Annotated in this window: 21 protein-coding genes and 1 tRNA gene; 13 read left to right on the top strand and 9 right to left on the bottom strand. The window is 57.4% G+C overall.

Annotation, left to right across the window (positions count from 1 at the left end; all coding sequences use genetic code 11):
• Positions 1-110 precede the first annotated feature (110 nt).
• From L1065_RS12610 to L1065_RS12585, 6 genes are read left to right on the top strand one after another with little or no spacing between them, the layout of a single operon-like run.
• Positions 111-1,049 carry a carbohydrate ABC transporter permease gene (locus tag L1065_RS12610; protein WP_237095853.1) on the top strand — a complete coding sequence of 313 codons (939 nt, stop codon included), beginning with the start codon at positions 111-113 and terminating at the stop codon, positions 1,047-1,049.
• 5 nt (positions 1,050-1,054) lie between these two features.
• Positions 1,055-1,888, top strand: coding sequence for a carbohydrate ABC transporter permease (locus L1065_RS12605; protein ID WP_237095852.1), 834 nt, complete (start codon positions 1,055-1,057; stop codon positions 1,886-1,888).
• 9 nt (positions 1,889-1,897) lie between these two features.
• A complete protein-coding gene (locus tag L1065_RS12600; RefSeq protein WP_237095851.1) occupies positions 1,898-2,902 on the top strand; it encodes an ABC transporter ATP-binding protein in 1,005 nt (334 codons plus the stop codon).
• Positions 2,899-3,666 (top strand): L-iditol 2-dehydrogenase, encoded by a 768-nt coding sequence (locus L1065_RS12595; RefSeq protein ID WP_237095850.1) that lies wholly within the window; start codon positions 2,899-2,901, stop codon positions 3,664-3,666. Before L1065_RS12600 ends, L1065_RS12595 begins: the two co-directional genes overlap by 4 nt.
• Complete coding sequence (locus L1065_RS12590; RefSeq protein WP_237095849.1) at positions 3,666-5,159, top strand: mannitol dehydrogenase family protein; 1,494 nt, start codon at positions 3,666-3,668, stop codon at positions 5,157-5,159. The genes L1065_RS12595 and L1065_RS12590 overlap by 1 nt, the downstream gene beginning before the upstream one ends.
• On the top strand, positions 5,156-5,776 hold the full coding sequence (locus L1065_RS12585) for an AAA family ATPase (protein ID WP_237095848.1): 621 nt from the start codon (positions 5,156-5,158) through the stop codon (positions 5,774-5,776). Before L1065_RS12590 ends, L1065_RS12585 begins: the two co-directional genes overlap by 4 nt.
• A gap of 24 nt (positions 5,777-5,800) precedes the next feature.
• Here the strand turns inward: L1065_RS12585 and L1065_RS12580 are convergent.
• From L1065_RS12580 to L1065_RS12570, 3 genes are all read right to left on the bottom strand, one after another.
• Positions 5,801-5,877: transfer RNA gene (locus L1065_RS12580), tRNA-Arg, on the bottom strand.
• A gap of 47 nt (positions 5,878-5,924) precedes the next feature.
• Positions 5,925-6,962, bottom strand: coding sequence for a YeeE/YedE family protein (locus L1065_RS12575; RefSeq protein WP_237095847.1), 1,038 nt, complete (start codon positions 6,960-6,962; stop codon positions 5,925-5,927).
• Positions 6,963-7,165: 203 nt separating this feature from the next.
• Positions 7,166-7,477, bottom strand: coding sequence for an ETC complex I subunit (locus L1065_RS12570; protein ID WP_237095914.1), 312 nt, complete (start codon positions 7,475-7,477; stop codon positions 7,166-7,168).
• 442 nt (positions 7,478-7,919) lie between these two features.
• Here L1065_RS12570 and uvrB point away from each other — a divergent pair, with 442 nt between their 5' ends.
• Genes uvrB through L1065_RS12550 form a run of 4 tightly spaced genes read left to right on the top strand, consistent with a single transcriptional unit; the run spans position 7,920 to position 11,735 of the window.
• Positions 7,920-10,133, top strand: a complete 2,214-nt coding sequence (uvrB, locus tag L1065_RS12565) for an excinuclease ABC subunit UvrB (protein WP_237095846.1) — start codon at positions 7,920-7,922, stop codon at positions 10,131-10,133.
• Positions 10,134-10,188: 55 nt separating this feature from the next.
• A complete protein-coding gene (locus L1065_RS12560; RefSeq protein WP_237095845.1) occupies positions 10,189-10,638 on the top strand; it encodes a hypothetical protein in 450 nt (149 codons plus the stop codon).
• Positions 10,638-11,462, top strand: a complete 825-nt coding sequence (locus L1065_RS12555) for a TerB family tellurite resistance protein (protein WP_237095844.1) — start codon at positions 10,638-10,640, stop codon at positions 11,460-11,462. Before L1065_RS12560 ends, L1065_RS12555 begins: the two co-directional genes overlap by 1 nt.
• 36 nt (positions 11,463-11,498) lie before the next feature.
• Entirely contained in the window at positions 11,499-11,735 is a 237-nt protein-coding gene (locus tag L1065_RS12550) for a hypothetical protein (protein WP_237095843.1), read from the top strand.
• On the opposite strand, the gene L1065_RS12545 is transcribed toward L1065_RS12550, so the two are convergent.
• Positions 11,736-12,206, bottom strand: a complete 471-nt coding sequence (locus L1065_RS12545; RefSeq protein ID WP_237095842.1) for a DUF427 domain-containing protein — start codon at positions 12,204-12,206, stop codon at positions 11,736-11,738.
• 50 nt (positions 12,207-12,256) lie between these two features.
• Between L1065_RS12545 and L1065_RS12540 the strand changes: the two genes are divergently transcribed.
• A complete protein-coding gene (locus L1065_RS12540) occupies positions 12,257-12,733 on the top strand; it encodes a HugZ family protein (protein ID WP_237095841.1) in 477 nt (158 codons plus the stop codon).
• Here the strand turns inward: L1065_RS12540 and L1065_RS12535 are convergent.
• From L1065_RS12535 to L1065_RS12525, 3 genes are all read right to left on the bottom strand, one after another.
• Positions 12,728-15,022: a right-handed parallel beta-helix repeat-containing protein gene (locus L1065_RS12535; RefSeq protein WP_237095840.1), complete on the bottom strand. Its 2,295-nt coding sequence runs from the start codon at positions 15,020-15,022 to the stop codon at positions 12,728-12,730. The two genes, L1065_RS12540 and L1065_RS12535, sit on opposite strands and share 6 nt — an antisense overlap.
• A 180-nt stretch (positions 15,023-15,202) precedes the next feature.
• The gene (locus L1065_RS12530; RefSeq protein ID WP_237095839.1) at positions 15,203-15,607 is read right to left on the bottom strand and encodes a DUF4864 domain-containing protein; all 405 of its coding nucleotides are present in this window, start codon (positions 15,605-15,607) and stop codon (positions 15,203-15,205) included.
• A 54-nt stretch (positions 15,608-15,661) separates the two neighbouring features.
• Complete coding sequence (locus L1065_RS12525) at positions 15,662-17,230, bottom strand: lysine--tRNA ligase (RefSeq protein WP_237095838.1); 1,569 nt, start codon at positions 17,228-17,230, stop codon at positions 15,662-15,664.
• A 67-nt stretch (positions 17,231-17,297) separates the two neighbouring features.
• Here L1065_RS12525 and L1065_RS12520 point away from each other — a divergent pair, with 67 nt between their 5' ends.
• The gene (locus L1065_RS12520) at positions 17,298-17,741 is read left to right on the top strand and encodes a tellurite resistance TerB family protein (protein WP_370641187.1); all 444 of its coding nucleotides are present in this window, start codon (positions 17,298-17,300) and stop codon (positions 17,739-17,741) included.
• 70 nt (positions 17,742-17,811) lie between these two features.
• On the opposite strand, the gene L1065_RS12515 is transcribed toward L1065_RS12520, so the two are convergent.
• A complete protein-coding gene (locus L1065_RS12515; protein ID WP_237095836.1) occupies positions 17,812-19,239 on the bottom strand; it encodes a D-alanyl-D-alanine carboxypeptidase/D-alanyl-D-alanine-endopeptidase in 1,428 nt (475 codons plus the stop codon).
• A gap of 107 nt (positions 19,240-19,346) precedes the next feature.
• Between L1065_RS12515 and L1065_RS12510 the strand changes: the two genes are divergently transcribed.
• On the top strand, positions 19,347-20,210 hold the full coding sequence (locus tag L1065_RS12510) for a DMT family transporter (RefSeq protein ID WP_237095835.1): 864 nt from the start codon (positions 19,347-19,349) through the stop codon (positions 20,208-20,210).
• Here the strand turns inward: L1065_RS12510 and L1065_RS12505 are convergent.
• Positions 20,149-20,769 carry a nicotinate-nucleotide adenylyltransferase gene (locus tag L1065_RS12505; RefSeq protein ID WP_237095834.1) on the bottom strand — a complete coding sequence of 207 codons (621 nt, stop codon included), beginning with the start codon at positions 20,767-20,769 and terminating at the stop codon, positions 20,149-20,151. The genes L1065_RS12510 and L1065_RS12505 overlap by 62 nt on opposite strands.
• Between the last annotated feature and the right edge of the window lie 17 nt (positions 20,770-20,786).

The raw sequence follows: 20,786 nt of genomic DNA, 5'->3' as shown, positions 1-20,786 counted from the left end.
AACACGGTCGACACCAACGGTTAGCCATATAACGAGCCCCGTGAGACGACCCTAAACAGCGAAAATCGCATATCTTTTAATCCCTTTCGCATTGCGGAGAGTCTCTAGTCATGGCCAATCGTACCATCCCCCGACTGCTTCAGACGCCAGCTGTTCTTTTGCTGCTGTTCTGGATGCTCGTCCCCCTGAGCATGACGCTGTTCTTCTCGTTCATCCGTTACGTTTTGAACAACCTGCGTCGCCCCGAATGGACATCGCCTTCTATCGATAACTGGCGCGGGTTCGGAAACTACGAATACGTGTGGAACCAGGACGCGTTCTGGCTTGCCATTCAAAACTCGCTGCTGATTGTCTGCAGCATTCTATTCCTCACAGTCGCTCTTGGTATCGCAGTGGCGGTCTTGATCAACCGCAGCTTCCCGGGACGTGGCATGGTGCGCGTTCTTCTGATTTCGCCTTTCTTTGTTATGCCCGCTGTGAACGCCGTTCTTTGGATCAACATGTTGCTTGATCCGGTGCTTGGCCTGCAGGGCATCGCGGTCGACGCGATCAACACAACAATCGCAGGTTTGAAGGACGCGCCGCTGGTGGGTTGGTTCTTCTCGCTCTGGCCACAGTTCGAACCCATTTCGTTCCGTGCCACGCAAACCTCTGCCTACGCTGTTATTATGATGGTGACGTGGCAGTGGACCCCCTTTGCAATCCTGATCTTCATGACCTCGCTGCAATCAGAGGACCAACAGCAAAAAGAAGCTGCTGTTCTGGACGGCGCGGGTGCATGGTCTCAGTTCCGCTTCCTGACATTGCCACACCTTGGTCGCCCAATCGCGATTGTGGTCATGATCCAGGCCATTTTCCACCTGTCGCTTTATGCTGAAATCGAAATTGTCAGCCGCGGCAACGGGAACAAGAACCTGCCCTACTACATCGGGGAATTGGTTAACAACAACATCGGTGCCGCGTCCGCTACTGGGATCTTCGCCGTCATCCTTGCCAACATTGTCGCTATCTTCCTTCTTCGGATGATCGGCAAGACATTGATGGAGTAAATTCAATGGCTATCGTTGCACAACACACGAAGTTTTCGAAAATCGCTTGGCCTATCCTGGCTTGGTTGGTTGCCCTGATCTTCTTCTTTCCTATCGCCTACATGGTCATGACAAGCTTCAAGACCGATGCCGATGCGGTGAAACCCGAGATGCTGTTTTCGTTCACGCCGACGCTCGAAAACTATGCCAACATGACAGAGAACTACGACTACTGGCGCTTTGCCACGAACTCGATCATCACCTCTGTCGCGGCAACCATCTTCACATTGGTCGTGGCCGTGCCTTGCGCCTACGCAATGGCATTCAATCCAAGCCGCGGAACCAAAGACATCCTGATGTGGATGCTGTCGACCAAGATGTTGCCAGCCGCGGCGGTGCTCTATCCAATGATCTTCCTGACCAAGTCAGTGGGTCTGTATGATACGCACTTTCTGATTGTCATGGTGCTCAGCCTGATCAATCTGCCCATCGCGATCTGGATGCTGTTCACCTACTTCAAGGACATCCCCAAGGATATCATCGAAGCAGGCCAGATGGACGGGCTGACCACATGGGGCGAGGTTCGCGAGATCCTGATCCCACTGGCTTGGGGCGGCATTGCTTCCACTGCCTTGCTGGTCTTCATCTTCTGCTGGAACGAAGCGTACTGGACAGTCCGCTTGACCACCACCGAAGCCGCGACGCTGTCAAAGCTCATCGAAGGGAACCGCGCACCCGAAGGTCTGTTCTTTGGTCGCCTCTCCGCAGTCTCCACCGCAGCCGTTGGCCCCATCGTCGTATTGGGCTGGTTCTGTCAAAAACAATTGGTCCAAGGTCTTACCTTTGGCGCAGTGAAATAAGGAACGATCATGGGACGTATCGTACTTGAAAACGTAACGAAAAGCTTTGGCGAGACAGAAGTCATCCCGCCACTGAACCTGACAATCGAAGATGGCGAATTCGCCGTATTCGTTGGCCCATCGGGATGTGGTAAATCCACCCTGCTGCGTTTGATTGCGGGTCTGGAAGACTGCACCTCGGGTGCCATCAAGATCGACGGCAACGACGTGACAAAGGTGCCACCATCCAAACGGGGTCTGGCAATGGTGTTCCAGTCCTATGCGCTTTATCCGCATATGACCGTGCGCAAAAACATTGCCTTCCCGCTGCGCATGGCAGGTATGGACCAGTCGGATATCGACGCACGCGTCGACCAAGCTGCAAAGGTTCTGAACCTCGACGCCTATCTTGATCGCAAGCCCGGCCAACTGTCTGGTGGTCAGCGTCAACGTGTGGCCATCGGCCGTGCGATTGTGCGTGAACCTGCGGCCTTCTTGTTTGACGAACCACTGTCGAACCTAGACGCTGCCCTTCGGGTCGGCATGCGCATGGAAATCTCAGAGCTTCACAACAAGCTTGAGACCACCATGATCTACGTCACGCATGACCAGGTCGAAGCGATGACAATGGCCAACAAGATCGTTGTTTTGCAGGCAGGTGTCATTGAACAGGTCGGTTCGCCACTTGAGCTGTATCGCACACCACGCAACAAATTCGTGGCGGGTTTCATCGGCTCGCCTAAGATGAATTTCATCGAAGGTGATGCGGCACAGAAACTTGGTGCCCATTCCGTCGGCATCCGCCCCGAGCACATCGACGTGGTCGAAGCGAATGGCCAATGGCAAGGCACCGTTGGCGTGGCAGAGCACTTGGGCTCGGACACGTTCTTCCACATCCACAACACGGGTCTGGCAGAAACTCTGACCGTGCGCGCCATTGGCGACATCAGCCTGACACATGGTGACACGATCCACCTGAACCCACGTGCAGACGAAATGCACCGCTTTGGTGCAGACGGGCTGCGCATCGCATGACACGGCTGTTCGGCAAACGCGCATTTATCACCGGAGCCGCACGCGGCATCGGTGCGGCGTTTGCCGAACGCTATCTGGCAGAGGGCGCGCAAGTGGCCATTGCCGACATTGACGCAGCACGCGTCCAAGAGACTGCAACCACCCTCGGCGCCATCCCCGTCCATATGGACGTCACGGACCAAGCCAGCATCGACGCAGGCATAGAAAAAGCCGTCGCCGCCATGGGGGGCATCGACATTCTGATCAACAATGCCGCCGTTTTTACCGCCGCACCGATCACCGAAATTACACGCGCCGATTACGCGCGCACCTTCGACATCAATGTCGCAGGAACCTTGTTTACCATGCAGGCCGTTGCCAAGCAGATGATTGCACAGGGCACTGGCGGCAAGATTATCAATATGGCCAGCCAGGCAGGTCGGCGGGGCGAAGCGCTTGTTGGTGTGTATTGCGCCACAAAAGCCGCGATTATCAGCCTGACGCAATCGGCAGGGCTAAACCTGATCGAACATGGCATCAATGTAAACGCCATCGCCCCCGGCGTCGTCGACGGCGAACATTGGGACGGCGTAGATGCGTTTTTTGCCAAATACGAAAACAAACAACCGGGCCAGAAAAAGCGCGAAGTGGGGCAAGGCGTTCCCTTCGGACGCATGGGCACCGCTCAGGATTTAACCGGGATGGCTGTTTTCCTTGCCAGCCCAGATGCAAATTATGTCGTCGCACAAACCTATAATGTGGACGGCGGGAATTGGATGAGTTGATGGACGACATGAAAACACACAGCACCCCCCTGACCCGCGCAAACCTTGGCGCAATCCGAGCCGACGTGTCTCGTCCGAAGTATGATGCTGCTGATCTGTCGGCAGGTATAGTCCATATTGGCCTTGGAAACTTCCACCGTGGTCATCAGGCGTGGTATCTGCACCGCCTGATGCAGCAGGGCGAGGCATATGACTGGGCCATTGTCGGCGCAGGCGTTCGTGCCGCCGATGGTGCCCAACGCGACCGTCTGCTGGCACAAGACTGCCTGACAACCCTGATCGAGCTGGACCCCAAGGGCAAGTCAGCCGAGATCACAGGCTCCATGATTGATTTTCTGCCTGTGGCCGCAGACAACGCCCCCCTGATCACCGCCATGGCCGATCCTGCGATCAAGATTGTGTCCCTGACAGTGACCGAAGGGGGGTATTTCATCGATCCCGCGACAGGCGGCTTTGATGCCACCCACCCCGACATCCAGCATGATGCGGCCAACCCTGCCACACCGCGCACGGCCTTTGGTGCTATGATTGCCGCACTGAAACTGCGCCGCGATGCAGGCACTGGCCCCTTCACCGGCCTAAGCTGTGACAACGTGCAGGGAAATGGCACAGTCCTGCGCCAAACGATCATCACCCTTGCAAACATGTCAGACCCTGATCTGGCTGCCTGGATCGACGAACATTGCACCTTCCCCAATTCGATGGTGGATTGCATCGTGCCGGCCACCGGACCCGCCGAGCTTGCACTGGTGCAGACGTTTGGCATTGATGATCAAGCCCCCGTGACGCATGAAAACTTCCGCCAATGGGTGATCGAAGATAATTTCTGCGCGGGCCGCCCTGAATGGGAAAATGTCGGCGCAACCCTGACCGATGATGTCCATTCCTTTGAGCTTATGAAGCTGCGGATTTTGAACGCAGGACACCAAATCATCGCAGCACCCGCCGATCTGATCGGGATTGAAACGATCGCCGGTGCCATGGCCCACACAGGCATTGCCGATCTGTTGGATGCCATCATGCGCCGCGAAGTGACGCCGCTTGTCGCCGATGTGCCGGGAACCAAACCGCTTGATTATCTGGCACTGGTTTGTTCGCGCTTCTCGAACCCCGAAATCCACGACACCACACGCCGTGTGGCCTTTGACGGCTCAAGCCGCCAGCCTGGGTTCGTTTTGCCAACGGCACGCGAAGCTGTGGAAGCAGGCACACCTGTCAGCGGTCTGGCGCTGACCTCCGCCATCTGGGCGCGGTATTGCGCAGGCACACGCGAAAACGGATCAACGATCGACGCAAACGATCCGCAGTGGGCCATTTTGGTCGAAACGGCCAAAGCCGCGCAGCACGCCCCGTCACTTTGGCTGGAACAGCGCAACATCTATGGCGATCTGGCAGACAGTCCCGCCTTTGCCGACGCCTTTGCCCGTTGGCTCAGCGAAATCTATGCCTCGGGTGTTGAAGCGGCAATCTCTCAATACATCGCGCAGGCTTGAGCAGCGCGGCACTCACAAGCTACGAGGCGCTTCTTGAGGCCTTGACCCGTCGGCTTGATGGCCGGCAGATCATTGCGCTGTGCGGCCCTCCTGCCAGCGGCAAAACGACATTGGCCGAACGATTGGCAAACGATCTGGACCAAGCTGTGCTTTTGCCGATGGACGGGTTTCATATGGATAATGACGCGCTGGCCCAACGCGGGCGCCTGCACCGAAAAGGCGCCCCGGACACCTTCGACGTCGATGCGTTGCTGGACGTGTTGAAACGCGTCAAACAAGGTGAACACGTCCAAGCCCCCGGTTTTGATCGTGACATGGATGCGGTCGTTCCCAACACGCATACCATCACCGCCCATGCGAAAACGGTGTTGGTTGAAGGCAATTATCTGCTGTTGGATCAGCCGCCTTGGGACGCTCTGCATCCGCTTTGGGATATGACCGTCCAGATCGATGTGCCCCTCTCCGAACTGTCAGCGCGATTGATGCAGCGTTGGCTGTCTCGCAATCATTCCGCATCGGAGGCGAACGCACGCGTGCAAGGCAATGACCTGCCCAATGCCCAGACGGTTATTGCACAGTCCCGACCAGCCGATCTGATCTATAGGCAGACCCCGTAGACTCGCGAAACGATCTGTCGGAATTGGCGATCCCTGAAGGACTCGAACCCTCAACCTGCTGATTAGAAGTCAGCTGCTCTATCCAGTTGAGCTAAGGGACCGCTTGGACATCATCTATCCAACAGCGCCCCCGCAAGGCAAGACGCAATCAGGCCAAAGTTGGCGCAGCATGTAAACCACTGCGATCCACCAGACGGTCTGTGATCAAACCACCCGCTGCAATCGCAAGGATCGCGCCGATCGCCGCAATACTCAATGTCGGGATACCCGACAGGCCCGCACCCACTGTGCAACCGCCTGCCAGCACACCGCCAACGCCCATCAAGGATGCGCCCAGACCGTAGCGCAGCGTTTGTTCGGGGCTTTCAAAGCTTTGCAGCTTCGCTTCACCGCGGATCACCGCACTCAGGAATGCGCCAAGCAACACGCCACCGATCAGACCCGTGCCAAACCCTGCAGGCACCGCGCTGGAAGCAATGGACCAAAACAAAGTGTCGGCCCAAGGCGATGTGAACGACAGTGACTGCAACGCGATGGGGTCGAACTCATCAAAAAGCAGAACGCCCGTGCCCATCCAGCCCAATGGGGCCAACGCACCAATCGCCACGCCAAATGCAGCGCCGCGCACCGAAGGCCGGTTGCGCCAGACGATCACGGCAATCGCCGCAAGCACAACAAATGTCGCCATCACGGGCAACACGGCACCTGCTTCAACTGGCACAGTGACAGACCCGATCGCGACACGCACAGGGGCCAACACACCTTTCAGCGTTGCGTGGGCCACCACCGCAAAAAGCACCAAAACCGTCACGGCGCGCAAATTGCCACTACCCGCTAATACTGTCAGGCGCGAAACGCATCCGCGCGTCAGCACCATGCCCGCGCCAAACAGCAACCCGCCAATTGCAATGGCCAACCACGGCACATCAGCCGTGGCCAGACGGTGTGCCGAAAAATCCAAATACCCCAGAAAAACAAGCGATTGCGTGCCAATCACGGCCGTCGCGAGGGCCACAAGCCAAAGTCCCAACGCCTGCGACCTGTCTGATCCGCTTCCAACCAGTCCGCGCCGAAAACAAAAGCGCGAAATCTGGGCCAGCCCCCCAAAGACCGCACCAAGTGCGAGGCCAAACAGGACCGAAGCCAAAACAGGCGGGATCGAAAGCAATTCAAGATCATACAGCATAGACGTAATCCTAGCAAAGAGGCAGCATCGCGGACATACGTTCCAAATTACCAACATGCAATGTTATGAATTGGATCAAAAACCTTCCGAAATCCCAATCACAGGAATAATATTCCAATAGGTCAGATTGCGCAGAACAAGAAAAAGGGGCTGCGCACTTGTGGCGAACCCCTGTTCCTATTTCAGCTAAATGGTCGTTTGGTCTAGTGCGTCCAAGCCCCACGGCGATCAACCGCAAAGTTTTCAGCATACCCACGCTCACGCACATTGGCGCGGCGTTTCTTTGGCTCTTGCACCGTGGCTTCAATGCCGTTGTCAGCCGCATAATCCAGCGCGGCTTCTTTGGTATCAAACGTCAGGTGCACTTGGCTTTGCATATCAGATGACGAGGTCCAGCCCATCAGCGGATCAACATCACGCGCTGATGCGGGTGCAAACTCCAGCACCCATTTGCGTGTCTTGGCCGCGCCAGACGACATCGCGGTCTTGGCAGGTTGGTAAATTCGTGCGCGCATCAGGCCCATCCATCTTGTCCAAAGGTGCGGTCTATATCCGAAATATCGCAACCAATTGCAACGGCCCGTGGTGCCGCAGGCTGATCTGCGAAAAAGCGGGGAGAATGACTGTCGGCATGGCTGTTGGGGAGCGAGGGTGCGGTAGGGTAACAACCGATACCGACAGTCAAATCCGCGGCTAGCATACAAAATGCTTATGCTGCTCTTTGAATTTAACCAAAAGACCGCTTATCTCAAAAGCAAATCGACTTTGTTTTAGGCAGACAAGTCCTTGCTTTGCAAAAGTTGCGCCTTAGTGACTGAATATGTTAATTTTTTTCCGCCGCGCAATAAGCTGCGACAAATTGGCAAGCCAGATGTCAGGTGAAGTTGACACTAGGGAAATGGCGGTTGCAAGCCCCGCGAAACGGCCCATCTTTAGGGTAACTTAGAGGAATCAGACATGTCCTATGCCCATAACGATGGTCAGGCGCCACGCCCCGACGCGCCGGTGCTCTCCAATCCCGCGCCAGACGTCAAAGAACGCGAGAAACTGCAAGGCGGCATCCGGTTCCGCATGGACAGCGAATTTGAGCCCGCAGGCGACCAACCAACCGCCATCAAAGAGTTGTCAGCCGGCGTTATCGACGGGGAACGCGATCAGGTGCTGCTTGGCGCCACGGGCACGGGCAAAACCTTTACAATGGCGAAGGTCATCGAAGAAACGCAGCGCCCCGCGATCATCCTTGCGCCTAACAAAACACTGGCCGCGCAGCTATACGGCGAATTCAAAGGGTTCTTTCCTGACAACGCCGTGGAATATTTCGTCAGCTATTATGACTATTACCAGCCCGAAGCCTATGTCGCGCGGTCTGACACCTACATCGAAAAAGAAAGCCAGATCAACGAACAGATCGACCGTATGCGCCACTCGGCCACGCGCGCGCTGCTCGAACGCGACGACGTGATCATCGTGGCCTCCGTGTCGTGTATCTACGGCATCGGCAGCGTCGAAACATACGGCGCGATGACCCAAGACATCCACGTTGGCAAAATGTACGACCAGCGCAAGATCATCGCCGATCTGGTCGCCCAACAATACCGCCGCAACGACCAGGCGTTCCAGCGCGGTGCCTTCCGCGTGCGCGGCGACAGCCTCGAGATTTTCCCCGCCCACCTTGATGACCGCGCATGGCGTCTGTCCTTCTTTGGCGAAGAACTGGAAAGCATCACCGAATTTGACCCGCTCACAGGCGAAAAAACCGACACCTTCGACAAAATCCGCGTCTACGCCAACAGCCACTACGTGACCCCCAAACCCACGATGCAACAGGCCATCCATGGCATCAAAAAAGAGCTGCGCATCAGGCTGGATCAACTGGTGGCCGACGGCAAACTGCTTGAGGCGCAACGCCTTGAACAGCGCACCAACTTTGATCTTGAGATGCTGGAGGCCACAGGCGTGTGCAATGGCATCGAAAACTACAGCCGCTACCTGACGGGCCGCGCCCCGGGAGAGCCGCCCCCCACCCTGTTCGAGTTTATCCCGGACAACGCCATCGTGTTCGCCGATGAATCCCACGTCTCCGTGCCGCAAATCGGCGGCATGTACAAAGGTGACTTCAGACGCAAGATGACACTGGCCGAACACGGCTTCCGCCTGCCATCGTGCATGGACAACCGCCCCCTCAAGTTCGAGGAATGGGACGCCATGCGCCCGCAATCGGTGTTCGTCTCGGCCACCCCCGCCGCATGGGAGATCGAGCAATCAGGCGGCGTGTTCACCGAACAGGTCATCCGCCCCACAGGGCTGCTGGACCCCGAGGTCGAAATCCGCCCCGTTGAAACCCAGGTCGACGATCTGCTGGATGAGATCCGCAAAGTCGCCCAAGACGGCATGCGCGTTCTGGCCACCACGCTGACCAAACGCATGGCCGAGGACCTGACGGAATACCTGCACGAACAAGGCATCCGCGTGCGCTACATGCACTCCGATATCGACACCATCGAACGCATCGAAATCCTGCGCGACCTGCGCCTTGGCGCCTTTGATGTGCTGGTGGGCATCAACCTTCTGCGCGAAGGGCTCGACATCCCCGAATGCGGGCTGGTCGCGATCCTTGACGCCGACAAAGAAGGCTTCCTGCGTTCTGAGACCTCGCTGGTGCAAACCATCGGCCGCGCCGCGCGCAACGCCGAAGGCCGCGTTATCATGTATGCCGACAAGATCACGGGCAGCATGGAACGCGCGATGAACGAGACCAACCGCCGCCGCGCCAAGCAAATCGCCTACAACGAAGAACACGGCATCACGCCCGCGACGGTGAAAAAGAACGTCGAAGATGTGCTTGCGGGGCTCTACAAAGGCGACGTGGACATGAACCGCGTGACCGCGACGATCGACAAGCCGATGGCGGGCGATAACCTCGCTGCGCACCTCGACGGGCTGCGCGATCAAATGCGCAAAGCCGCCGAGAACCTCGAATTCGAAGAAGCCGCCCGCCTGCGCGACGAGGTCAAACGCTTGGAGACCGTGGACCTCGTGGTCTCCGACGACCCCCTGGCCCGCCAGTCCGCCGTCGAAAAAGCCGTAGACGACGCCAGCAAAGCGGCAGGCCGCTCGACGGCTGGTCGTGCAGGTATGCGAGGTGGGAATAAGAGAAGGAAGGGACGGTAGCTAAGTTTGCCAATTTATGATTTCATCGTAATTATATGAATTGGAGATCACTACATTGACCAGTAACACCCCTATTGCGCTCCCTCAGGAGATCGACAAAACCGAACTGTCGGTGATGAACGAGACTGCACTTCCGATTAGAGACATAAGAAAAAAATTGGAGCAAATCGCTCTTTCGGCTGATGCGAAAGCCATATTGGATAAACTCGTCCAAACGACTGTTACTGTTGGATCCGCTGTGATCCAAATCGGTCGGTCTATCGTTTCATTTGTTTTTGATCTGCTGAAAATTGCACCAACAATGCTGTTTGGCGGTTTGCTTGCCTTAGTGGTTACATCATGCATTGCGGCGGTACCGTTGCTTGGGACGGTTTTAGGTAGCGCTCTGGCGCCAATCCTGTCTGCATTCGGCATCGGACTAGGCGGCCTTTCTGATCTCTTATCTGGCAGGGTTGCCAAGCAAATAGACGCATTTGTCGCTAAATATCAGCCACTGGTTGCGTGATGGATAGTGCATTGGCTCAACGGCAATTGACGTCACTCGATGGCATCGAGGCCGTTGTGCGCGAACCGCTGAAATTCAAAGCACAACTTGGGATCGGGTCGGATGCTTACACGTCCATGTGGCTTGGCAAACGCTTGCAGACCATGTGGGATGTCGGCGGGGTAGCAGCAACTGGCGCAGGCTTCGCCCAATCAGCTACAGTTGCCTCAACGTTTTTTGCGCCCACGGGCTGGCTCAGCCTTGTTGGTCTTGGAGGATCCGCGGTCACACCAGTCGGTTGGGTCGCAGGCGCCGCTGTCGTCAGTGCAGGTGCATACTACGGGATCACCCGCTTGCTCAAAGACTACGGGGCAAGCCGAGTTGTCGAAATACCGACGTATATTAACACGCCACTAGACACCCTTGCGATCTCGCTTTTCGACTTCATCGCCACACTCGCACTGAAAGTCAGCTATGCGGATGGGGACTTTTCCGACAATGAAAAGGAAGAGCTCGTTGCCTTCTTCGTTCAGGATTGGGGGATGGATCAAGACTACGTGGAAATAGCGCTAGACATTCTCAGAGCTAATCAGACGACAAAACGCATTGATCAAGCCGCTCATGCTTTGAAAGAATTCAAGGCGAAGAACCCCGATTGTAATGCTGAGCACATACAGAAAACCGTTGTGAAATTTTTATATGATATCGCGTCTGCAGATGGAACAGTCGATGAAACCGAGGAAATGGTAATTGCTCGAATTAGGGCTACGATGAAAGGTAAATCAGGTTTTGAAAAATGGTTGCCGTCCGTGACAACGGTTTTTGCAAGGTCCAACAGGCACTAACCCAATCTTAACCACCTCTGCGCTACCCATAGCGCCATGAGCATTCATTCCTCCCTCCCCGATCACGAGCTTGCCCTTTCACCGTGGCAGGCCAGCACGCTTGATGCGATGGCCAATGTCAGAAGGATGGAAGCGGATATCAAAGCCATCAGGCATAGTTTGTCGCTACGACCGCGCGAGATGACGGGTCCGACGACCCTCAAACTGGCGCAGGCCGAAGACGCGTTGGATGGCTTACGGGCCGAGTTGCTCAAACTGTTTCAGACGATCTGATTACCAGTGGCGGGTGGCCGCGTCGCCCTTCACGATCCCTTGCAAATTGGGCGTCACCCACCCGCCGTAAAAATCACCGGGCTGCGGGGTGACCAGCATCTCGCCTACAAAGCAGCGGTCCACTTTCGTCGCATATACCGCCAGATAATCAGCAATCGGGGCAAACCCCGCGGTCGGATCGGGATAAGACCACGCGGCACGGGCAATCGTGCCCGAAGGCGCTTGAATATCCCAATACTGCGCCACCCCTTTCCATTCGCAATAGGTGCCACCCGAAACGGGGTGCAACGGCACGGCAAATGCATCTGGGGGAAGGTAGTATGTCGGCGCATGGTGGGTCTCTAACACCCGAAAAGCCGCACGCGTTTCGGCCAGCACCACCCCCCCATGCACAATGCGGATCTGTTGCGGCACAGGTTCCAGCGCAGGCGGGCGGGGATAGTCTTGGACGTTTTCAATTGGCAGGTTCATCCCTAACACTTAGCCTTGCCAAAGCCGCCGCCAAGCCCCACCCTTTGCCCATGACAAACCCCATTCGCCCCACAGATGACGAGGCCCGCGCGTTGGCGCGACGGCTGATCCATGACGCGCGGTTTGGTGCGCTTGGCACCTTGTCAGGCGGCGCCCCCATGGTGACCCGCATCGCCGTTGGCACCGCCCCCGATGGCGCGCCCATCAGCTTAATGTCCGACCTCAGCCATCACACCCGCGCCCTGCGCGCCAACCCGCAGGCCAGCCTTCTGGTCGGTGAGCCCGAGGCAAAAGGCGACCCGCTGACCCACCCGCGGTTGACGCTGCAATGCGCTGCACAGATCATTGAACACCACACGCCAGACTATGCCGAAATGCGCGGCCATTATCTGACCACGCATCCCAAATCAAAGCTCTACATCGATTTCACAGACTTCGTTTTCGCCCGTTTCGATGTCACGGAGGCGCATCTGAACGGGGGCTTTGGCAAAGCGTTTCACCTCACCCCCGCCGATCTGCGGCTATAGCGGGTTGTCGCAGCGCACCGCCACGGTGACAGAGCCGCGCACCGCTTGCGGCCAGCGCACGCGCACATCGCGCCCGCCCGCGCCAACACCGACCTGCGTATAGGGAAAACCACCCACATCCGCCCCACCGCTTGTGCGGATCCGGTCCGTGGCCACAACGCTGGACACGGTGCGCGAGCGCGCTCCGAAAGGTAGCAAATCCGCAGTATCGATGGTCCATGTGCTGGCCGCTGTGTTCTGGTCGTGGTCGATCAGCACAGGGTTCTGCGTGACCGATTGAACCGAATTGAAGGTGTTGCCATCGATCACAAGATTGCGGAACCGGTTGTAATCCAGACCCGCGATACTGTCGTCCACCTTTTCCATGCGCAGCACGTTATTGCCGCGGGCTTTGAACACATTGCCCTGAATGACCAGCCCGTGAATGAAATGGCCCACACCATGCGGTTTCACCACGATCCAGGCAAAATCATCTGCCGCGTTCTGCGCGGTAAAGATGTTGCCCGTGATCGTCAGCCCGCCAAAGGAAAACTGGTTGTCGTGGTCGGGAAAGGCCTCATGTTCGTTTGACAGTAGGATGAAATTGTTATCGACATAGTTGCCTGTGATCAGCGTTTTCGAATTCGGGTTGGTCAGGATCAGCCCGGCTTTGCGCTGGCCTTCGGTGGTGCTGTCACCGTGAAACCAGTGGTTGCCCACCAGCAAACCGCCCGCACCCGAAAGCACCGCAAAATGCTCAAACAACACCACACGGTTGTTGCGGATCTTGGGGTCATTGGCATTCACATTCAGCACCGTTGTCGTGCGTTCGGCAACGGTCAGATTTTGTTCGTTCGACATGAACGTGCATTGATCCACCTTCAGCCCCTGACATCCCCGCCCAAGCGAGGTGATGCCACGGTCCTTGGGCTTGTTGATCAGACAGTCCTTCACCTCAAACGCGGTGCCTTGGGGCGCCAGCATTATGGCACTGGCGTTGCCCGCGCATTGAAATTCGATGTTGGACACCAACACACGGCTCAGCGCCTCGAACCCGCTGAAATCCAGAATATATTTGAACCGGCGGAACGTATAATTCTGCGTGCCATTGGCCCCCCACAAAGGGTTGGACAATTTGATCGTGCCAGCCGCCACGTTCACCTCGTGGACATAGACCTCGCGGCCCACGCCAAACCCCTGCACAAGGGATCCCGCCTCAATCGCGCCGATATTGCCTACATTGCGCAGCGTCAGCGGGTCATTGGGCGAATAACTGGCCTGCGACGTCACAGTCACTGTGTTCCAATCCGCACTGGGACGCGCATCAAACTGACCGTTCGAGATAACCGCGCGTTGTTCAAACCGCGTGCGATTGGCCACGGCCGCTTGCATATCAATCGGCTCGGTCAGTTGAATTTGCCGCCCGCCAAGGCTGAATTCCTCGTGATCGGCATTGTTCAAAAGCGCCTGAAACCCTTTCTTGAAACCCTCAACCTCGCTTCCGAAGGCATCCGCATAGGTCGGCAAATCAAAGGAACGACGCAGCACAAGGCGATGTTCGGGCGCCTGCACAACAGTGCCTTCAAAGCGGATTTTGCTGTCGATCGTGGTGTTGCGGCCCAAGAAAAATTGCCCCCCTGTCACCAAAAGCGTGCGCCCCGCTGCAGCGGCGTCAGCGGCTTCAAACGCATCGGCATCATCGGTGGTGCCGTCACCGATCGCGCCGTAGTCGCGCACATCGACCACATCAATCATGTCGCGCAAGAAAACCGATGTTGCGTCTTCGATCTTGATGTCATCAATGCGCACCACACCGCCTGTGGGCCCCGTCAGGTCCAGTCCGACAAAGGCATAGGCGGCATCCATGCCCCAGACCATATCCACCCCCGGACGGTCGCCCTGACCGATGATCGCCTTGATCTCGACCACCTGACCGTAGGTATCAAGCTGCACGGCAGGGCCTGTTTTCAGCACACCGTTGACCGCCGCATTGTTGGTGCGCCGCGGGTTGGCCGCAATGCGCACCTGCGGCAACGCCCCGCTGACCGCTTTGACGCGCACAGTCACCTGCAAATAGCACCCAGGGATCAAAGGGGTTTGCCCCATAAAGCGCAAAGGCTGCGTGCCGCCTTGGGTTTTGACCAGTTCAAGACAGCCGCTAAAATCCGGGTCCGATGGGACCAAAGCCGCGTTGCCCGCATTTGCATATGTATCACTGCCAGCGGTCCCATCGCCCGACGACCATTGATCCAGACCTTGGGTAAAATCCGGCGGTGTCAGCACAAGCCCATCGGTAATTGCCTTATTCATAGCGGTATGTCCCTTTCCAAAACGAAAGAACCGCTGGCCCACGCGGTGGCGCGGGCAGCGGTTCTCATCATGTCATGCCTGCCCGAAAGGGGCAGATCTGCGTTACTTGGAACAGACTAGCGTTACGGGGTTAACAAGGGTTAACCGATGCGTGCGCTCTGCAGGCCAAACGCGCAACGGCTAGGCCCCGACATCAGGCGCATCCAACACACGCACGCCATTGATCTGCCAGCCTTGGGCGGTGGGGATCATTTGATAGTCCAGAAAATAAACCGCGCCCGAACGATCCGTCAGGCGAACCTTCTGCCACACACGGCCATCTTCGGTGCGCAGATCAAGAAAACGCACGTCGGCATTATTCCACACCATCGGATAGCCGCGTTCCACCATGACGCCGAAATTCTGTTCGTCGCGAAACAGCATTTTGATAGTCGGGCTGGCATAAACCCACGCTTTTTCAACGTCTTGGGCCTGAAACGCTTTTAGCTGACCACCAATGACACTTTGGATATCCGCCGTCGGGTCCGACTGCGCCGACGCCATGCTGCCCCAGAACGCGACGAGCAAAACAAGTAAATACCGCATGTTTTTTCTCCCTCTTTCCTGCCAAAACGGTAGCCCGAGAGGGAGAAGCGTCAATTAAACCAGCTTGCCCGCCAGCGCGTCATCAATCAGCGTGATGGTTTCATCCACACCGTAAAGCGCGATAAACCCGCCAAAGCGCGGCCCCTGATCGGCCCCAAGCAGCACCTGATAGAGCGCCTTGAACCAATCGCGCAGCGGGTCAAACCGCTCGCGACCGCAGGCAAAGACAAGGCTTTGCAGCTCTTCGGCATCCAGCCCTTTGTCCCAAGATTTCAAGCCATCACGCAGCTCTGTCAGCGCCTCGCGCTCCAGATCCGTGGGCAGGCGGTAAACTTTGTGGGGCTTCACAAAGTCATTGTAGTAGCGCACGGCAAACCCTGCCGCCTGGTCAAGCTGCGGGTTCGTATCTGCAGACGCCTCAGGCGCATAGCGCTGGATAAAGCCCCACAGCTGGTCTTTTTCTTCTGCATTCGCCACGCCTGCAAGGTTCAAAAGCATCGAAAACGGCACCACCATATCGGAGGCCGGCACATCCGCGCCATGAATATGGAACACGGGGTTGTTGGCCTGCGCCTTGGCGTCTTGGGTCGGATAGGCGCGCAACTGCTGATGGTATTCATCCACCGCCTTGGGGATCACATCGAAATGCATCCGCTTTGCAGTTTTGGGCTTTTGATACATGAAATACGACAGGCTTTCGGTGCTGGCATAGGTTAGCCAGTCGTCAATCGACACGCCGTTGCCACTGGTCTTGGAAATCTTGTGGCCCTGATCGTCAAGAAACAGCTCATAGGTGAAGTGTTCGGGCTTTTTGCCGCCAAGGATCTCGCAAATACGGTCATAGATCGGCGTATTGGTGCTGTGGTCTTTGCCATACATTTCGAAATCGACGCCCAAAGCGGCCCACCGCGCGCCAAAATCAGGCTTCCACTGAAACTTTACGTTGCCGCCTGTCACAGGCACGGTCCATTCGCGGCCCTCTTCATCATCAAAGGTCACCGTGCCCTCGCGGGCATCTACATGTTTGATGGGCACATACAGCACTCGCCCCGTTTCAGGGTGCATGGGCAGAAAAATCGAATAGGTCTGGCGGCGTTCCTCGCGCAGGGATTTCAGCATCACCGCCATGACATCGTCATAGCGTTCGCAGGCGCGCAACAGCACCTCGTCAAAGCGGCCGCTTTCGTAGAAATCCTTGGCGCTGATAAACTCGTATTCAAAGCCGAAGGTGTCCAGAAAGCGGCGCAGCATGGCGTTGTTATGGTGGCCGAAACTTTCATGCGTGCCAAAGGGATCTGGCACTTTTGTCAGCGGCAACTGCAAGTAATCATTCAGTTTTTCCGCGTCAGGCACATTGCCGGGCACCTTGCGCATGCCGTCCAGATCGTCAGAAAAACAGATCAAGCGTGTGGGGATATCGCTGATCACCTCAAAAGCGCGGCGCACCATCGTGGTGCGGCTGACCTCGCCGAAGGTGCCGATATGGGGCAGCCCCGATGGGCCGTATCCCGTCTCGAAAATCACCTCTGATTTGCCCATCCGCTCAACCCGTTTGAGCAGGCGGCGCGCTTCTTCAAAGGGCCATGCTTTCGAGGTCATCGCGGCGTCGCGCAGATCAGTCATCAGGTCTCTCCAAGGATTACATGCCCCGTCCCTATTGCGAGTGCGCGGTGCCGTCAATAAATAGAGCATGAACCCAAAGGAGCCTTCGCCCGTGACCGACCCGCACCCTATGACCGCCCAAGACAGTCTTGCCGCCCTTATGATCGCGGTTTCGGCCAGCGATGAGGATATCCGCACGGCCGAATTGGTCAAAATCACCAATATCGTCAATAACTTGCCCGTCTTTGCGGGGTATGATGCCGAAAAGCTGCCACGCATCAGCCAGACGGTTTTTGATCTGTTTGAGCAAGAAGACGGGCTTGAGGCGCTGTTTGGCTTGATCCGTGAAAGCCTGCCCGAACCTTTGTTCGAAACCGCTTATGCGCTGGCCTGTGACGTGGCTGCCGCCGATGGAACGATCAAGGCAACAGAGCTGCGGATGCTGGAAGAAATCCGTTACGAGCTGGATCTGGACCGCCTTCATGCCGCCGCGATTGAGCGTGGCGCACGCGCACGGCACATGACCCTTTAACCCACCGATTTTCAGGGGCGGCGGATTTTCGAAAATCCGCGTTCAAGGGCTTTGCAAAGCCCTTGCCCCCTCAACGTGGATAGGCCACGCCCCATCGTTGCAACAGCTTTTGTTGCAACGCTTTGGCACCCTTGTTCCAGGACTTCGCCCCGCGCGGGGCCTCGCGCTGCGCCTTGGGGATGGCCGCACGGCGCGACACGTCTGTGACAAACATGGCAAAGGCCAGTTCACGGCCATCGGCTGCCGTCAGATATCCACTCAGGGCACTGACAAAATTCAGCGTTCCGGTCTTGGCCTGCACCTTTACGGGGTGGCCCGCGATCACCTTGTTATTGGCATCGCGCATGCGGATGTCTTTCATGATCTGGGGCAACGGGCCGGTCTTTGCGCCCACCATGACCTTCACCATATCACCTGCGCTCACGCGGCTTGTATCGCCAAGGCCCGAGTGGTCCACCAGCTTGAGCGATGTGCCATATTTGCGATTGGCCCAATCGCTCATCGCGCGGGCAGACGCCCGCAAATCATCGCGGTTTGATGCACGCAGTCCCAAAACCTCGGCGGTGATATTGGTCGAAAACAACAGCATATCGCGGGCCATATCGCGCAGCGGCGGACTGCGGTGTTGCGCCAGAACGCTGCCTTGCGGGATGGATGTCACCTCGCGCGCAGCAGGCAGGCTCACCCCTTGGGCCGCCGCCACGCCGCGCAGCACATCGCCTGCGTAAAGGGCAGGATTGCGCACGGGCAACCACCGCGCCCCGCCACCGCCCAAAGCCGCACGGCTGACGCTCCAGCGGTCCACGCCACCGCGTTTGGAATAGGCGTAGACGGGCAAATCCCGGTTCACGATGTCCATGACCGACGTGCGAATTTGCGGCACATAATTCTTGCCGCGCGCGTCCATCGTCACGCGGTACCCATCGGCCCCGCGCCGCCACTCAAAATGCACGCGGTTGAAATTGGCATTCAGCCCGCCGATCGTGGGATTATAGCCCAGATAATCAGGCTGATCGCGGTCGATATAGGGGATGGCGGGCAAGGCACCGCCATACACGTTCAACCGCCCTGAAATTCCTGTGATGCCCTTGGCCTTCAATGCCGCGGCCATACCTGCCAACTGGTCGGTATCAAGCGTTGGATCCCCACCCCCCACCAGCGTCAAATCCCCCTGCAGGATACCGTTTTGCACCGCACCCGAGCCCAGAAGTAACGTCACAAAGGTGAAATTCTCGCCCAACTGCTCCATCGCATAAAGCGCCGTGACAGCCTTGGCGACACTGGCAGGCGGCACGGCGGCGTTTGCGCGGCGCGTTTCCAGAAGTTTGCCGCTGCGCAGATCAGCCACAGCAAATTGCGTGTCGCCCGATAGGCCTGCGTTGGCGACCAAACGGTCGCTGCCCGCCACCACCACACGTGGCGCATCCGCACCACGCACCGCGGGACGCAACGACCGTTCGGGCGCATTGGCACAGGCCGCCGTGGCTGTAGAGGCCAACAAAGAGGCAATCAGAAATCGTCGGGAATACAAGCGCGTCATATCTCAGACTAAAGCGCAGCACATGGCCCGTGACAACCGTTCAAATGCCCCCTAAAGCAAATGTCATGTTACGCGCCCTGCTTTTGATGTTCGCAGCCCAGATGCTGATCCCCTCGGCCGACAGTGCCGCCAAACTGATGGCGCAGGACTATGGCACCCATCCGATCTATGCCGCATGGACCCGGTTCGCGATTGCCGCACTGTGCATCGCCCCGTTTGCCCCACGCGGAAGTCTGGCGCTGCTCAAAGACTGGCGGATCATCTTTCGCGGGCTTTTGATCACAGGCGGCATCGCCTGCATTCTGACCGCGCTGCGCACCGAAGAGGTGGCAAATGTCTTTGCCGCCTTCTTCATCGGTCCCATCGTCAGCTACACTTTGTCGGTCTTTTTGTTGGGCGAACGTGTCACTTTGATCCAAACGCTTTTGCTGCTTTTGGGCTTTGCGGGCGTGTTGATCGTTGTCCAACCGGGTGCCAATTTCTCGCCCGGGTTGGGGTGGGCCGTGCTGGCGGGATGTTTTCACGGCACCTTCCTGACCACATCGAAATGGCTTGTGGGGTTGGGCAATGCACGCGCCTTGTTGTTCACGCAACTCATCGTGGGCGCGGTTGCGCTGGCGCCTTTCGGATTGATGCATGCCCCCGCCCTCAGCGCGCCTGTCATCGGGCTGACGCTTGCGTCATCATGGGGCAGCATGTTTGGCAATCTGTTGTTGCTAATGGCCTATGCGACCACCGATAGCACGCGACTGGCCCCAATGATCTATTTCCAGCTCATCTCGGCCACAGCCCTTGGGTTTTTCATTTTTGACACCTTTCCGGACACGACCACCCTGATCGGGCTGACGCTTGTGATCGTCTCGGGCGTCAGCGCGGCGGTGTTACGCCAGAAGCCCATTCTCCCCGCGCCCGTATCGCGCTTGAACTGACCGCACGCATCGGCACATTTTGAAACGACCACGCAGGTGCGCCATGCCGCCCCAAAAGCAAACCACGCCGTCCTTTCAGGCGGGCAAAATCATACAGTTTGGCCGCAGGTGACATCCGCGCCGATATCCGATCACCGGGCCGCGCCAACACGCCCACCGGCGTGGTCTCCATGATACCGCGCCAATCCTGCCAGTGATGGAATTGCGCCAGATTATCCGCCCCCATCAGCCACACGAAATGCACATGCGGATAGCGCGCGCGCAACGCATCAAGCGTTTGGGCGGTGTAGCGCGTGCCCAGATGCGCCTCGATATCGGTGACCGCCACACGGGGGTGTTGCATAATCGCGCGTGCGGCTTGCAAGCGATCTGCCAAAGGTGCAGGGCCATGGGGTTTGAGCGGGTTGGCTGGCGATACAAGCCACCACACGCGGTCCAGCCCAAACCGTTTGAGCGCCTCGCGCGTGATATGCACATGCCCTGCGTGCGGCGGATCAAACGACCCTCCAAGCAAGCCAATCACTTGGCCACGTGCGGCATGTGGAAACGATGACGTCATAGAACACGCGTTAGCAC

Origin of the sequence: Nereida sp. MMG025 (genome assembly GCF_021654165.1) — a bacterium.
Lineage (GTDB): Bacteria > Pseudomonadota > Alphaproteobacteria > Rhodobacterales > Rhodobacteraceae > Nereida.
The sequence above is the reverse complement of the archived record's forward strand: the minus strand, read 5'-3'. Positions and strand labels throughout refer to the sequence as shown.

Bases quoted from the DNA above. Each gene is read 5' to 3' on its own strand.
- L1065_RS12610 (WP_237095853.1), top strand. From the start codon at position 111: ATGGCCAATCGTACCATCCCCCGACTGCTTCAGACGCCAGCTGTTCTT.
- L1065_RS12605 (WP_237095852.1), top strand. From the start codon at position 1,055: ATGGCTATCGTTGCACAACACACGAAGTTTTCGAAAATCGCTTGGCCT.
- L1065_RS12600 (WP_237095851.1), top strand. From the start codon at position 1,898: ATGGGACGTATCGTACTTGAAAACGTAACGAAAAGCTTTGGCGAGACA.
- L1065_RS12595 (WP_237095850.1), top strand. From the start codon at position 2,899: ATGACACGGCTGTTCGGCAAACGCGCATTTATCACCGGAGCCGCACGC.
- L1065_RS12590 (WP_237095849.1), top strand. From the start codon at position 3,666: ATGGACGACATGAAAACACACAGCACCCCCCTGACCCGCGCAAACCTT.
- L1065_RS12575 (WP_237095847.1), bottom strand. From the start codon at position 6,962: ATGCTGTATGATCTTGAATTGCTTTCGATCCCGCCTGTTTTGGCTTCG.
- L1065_RS12570 (WP_237095914.1), bottom strand. From the start codon at position 7,477: ATGCGCGCACGAATTTACCAACCTGCCAAGACCGCGATGTCGTCTGGC.
- uvrB (WP_237095846.1), top strand. From the start codon at position 7,920: ATGTCCTATGCCCATAACGATGGTCAGGCGCCACGCCCCGACGCGCCG.
- L1065_RS12555 (WP_237095844.1), top strand. From the start codon at position 10,638: ATGGATAGTGCATTGGCTCAACGGCAATTGACGTCACTCGATGGCATC.
- L1065_RS12550 (WP_237095843.1), top strand. From the start codon at position 11,499: ATGAGCATTCATTCCTCCCTCCCCGATCACGAGCTTGCCCTTTCACCG.
- L1065_RS12545 (WP_237095842.1), bottom strand. From the start codon at position 12,206: ATGAACCTGCCAATTGAAAACGTCCAAGACTATCCCCGCCCGCCTGCG.
- L1065_RS12540 (WP_237095841.1), top strand. From the start codon at position 12,257: ATGACAAACCCCATTCGCCCCACAGATGACGAGGCCCGCGCGTTGGCG.
- L1065_RS12535 (WP_237095840.1), bottom strand. From the start codon at position 15,022: ATGAATAAGGCAATTACCGATGGGCTTGTGCTGACACCGCCGGATTTT.
- L1065_RS12530 (WP_237095839.1), bottom strand. From the start codon at position 15,607: ATGCGGTATTTACTTGTTTTGCTCGTCGCGTTCTGGGGCAGCATGGCG.
- L1065_RS12525 (WP_237095838.1), bottom strand. From the start codon at position 17,230: ATGACTGATCTGCGCGACGCCGCGATGACCTCGAAAGCATGGCCCTTT.
- L1065_RS12520 (WP_370641187.1), top strand. From the start codon at position 17,298: ATGAACCCAAAGGAGCCTTCGCCCGTGACCGACCCGCACCCTATGACC.
- L1065_RS12510 (WP_237095835.1), top strand. From the start codon at position 19,347: ATGTTACGCGCCCTGCTTTTGATGTTCGCAGCCCAGATGCTGATCCCC.
- L1065_RS12505 (WP_237095834.1), bottom strand. From the start codon at position 20,769: ATGACGTCATCGTTTCCACATGCCGCACGTGGCCAAGTGATTGGCTTG.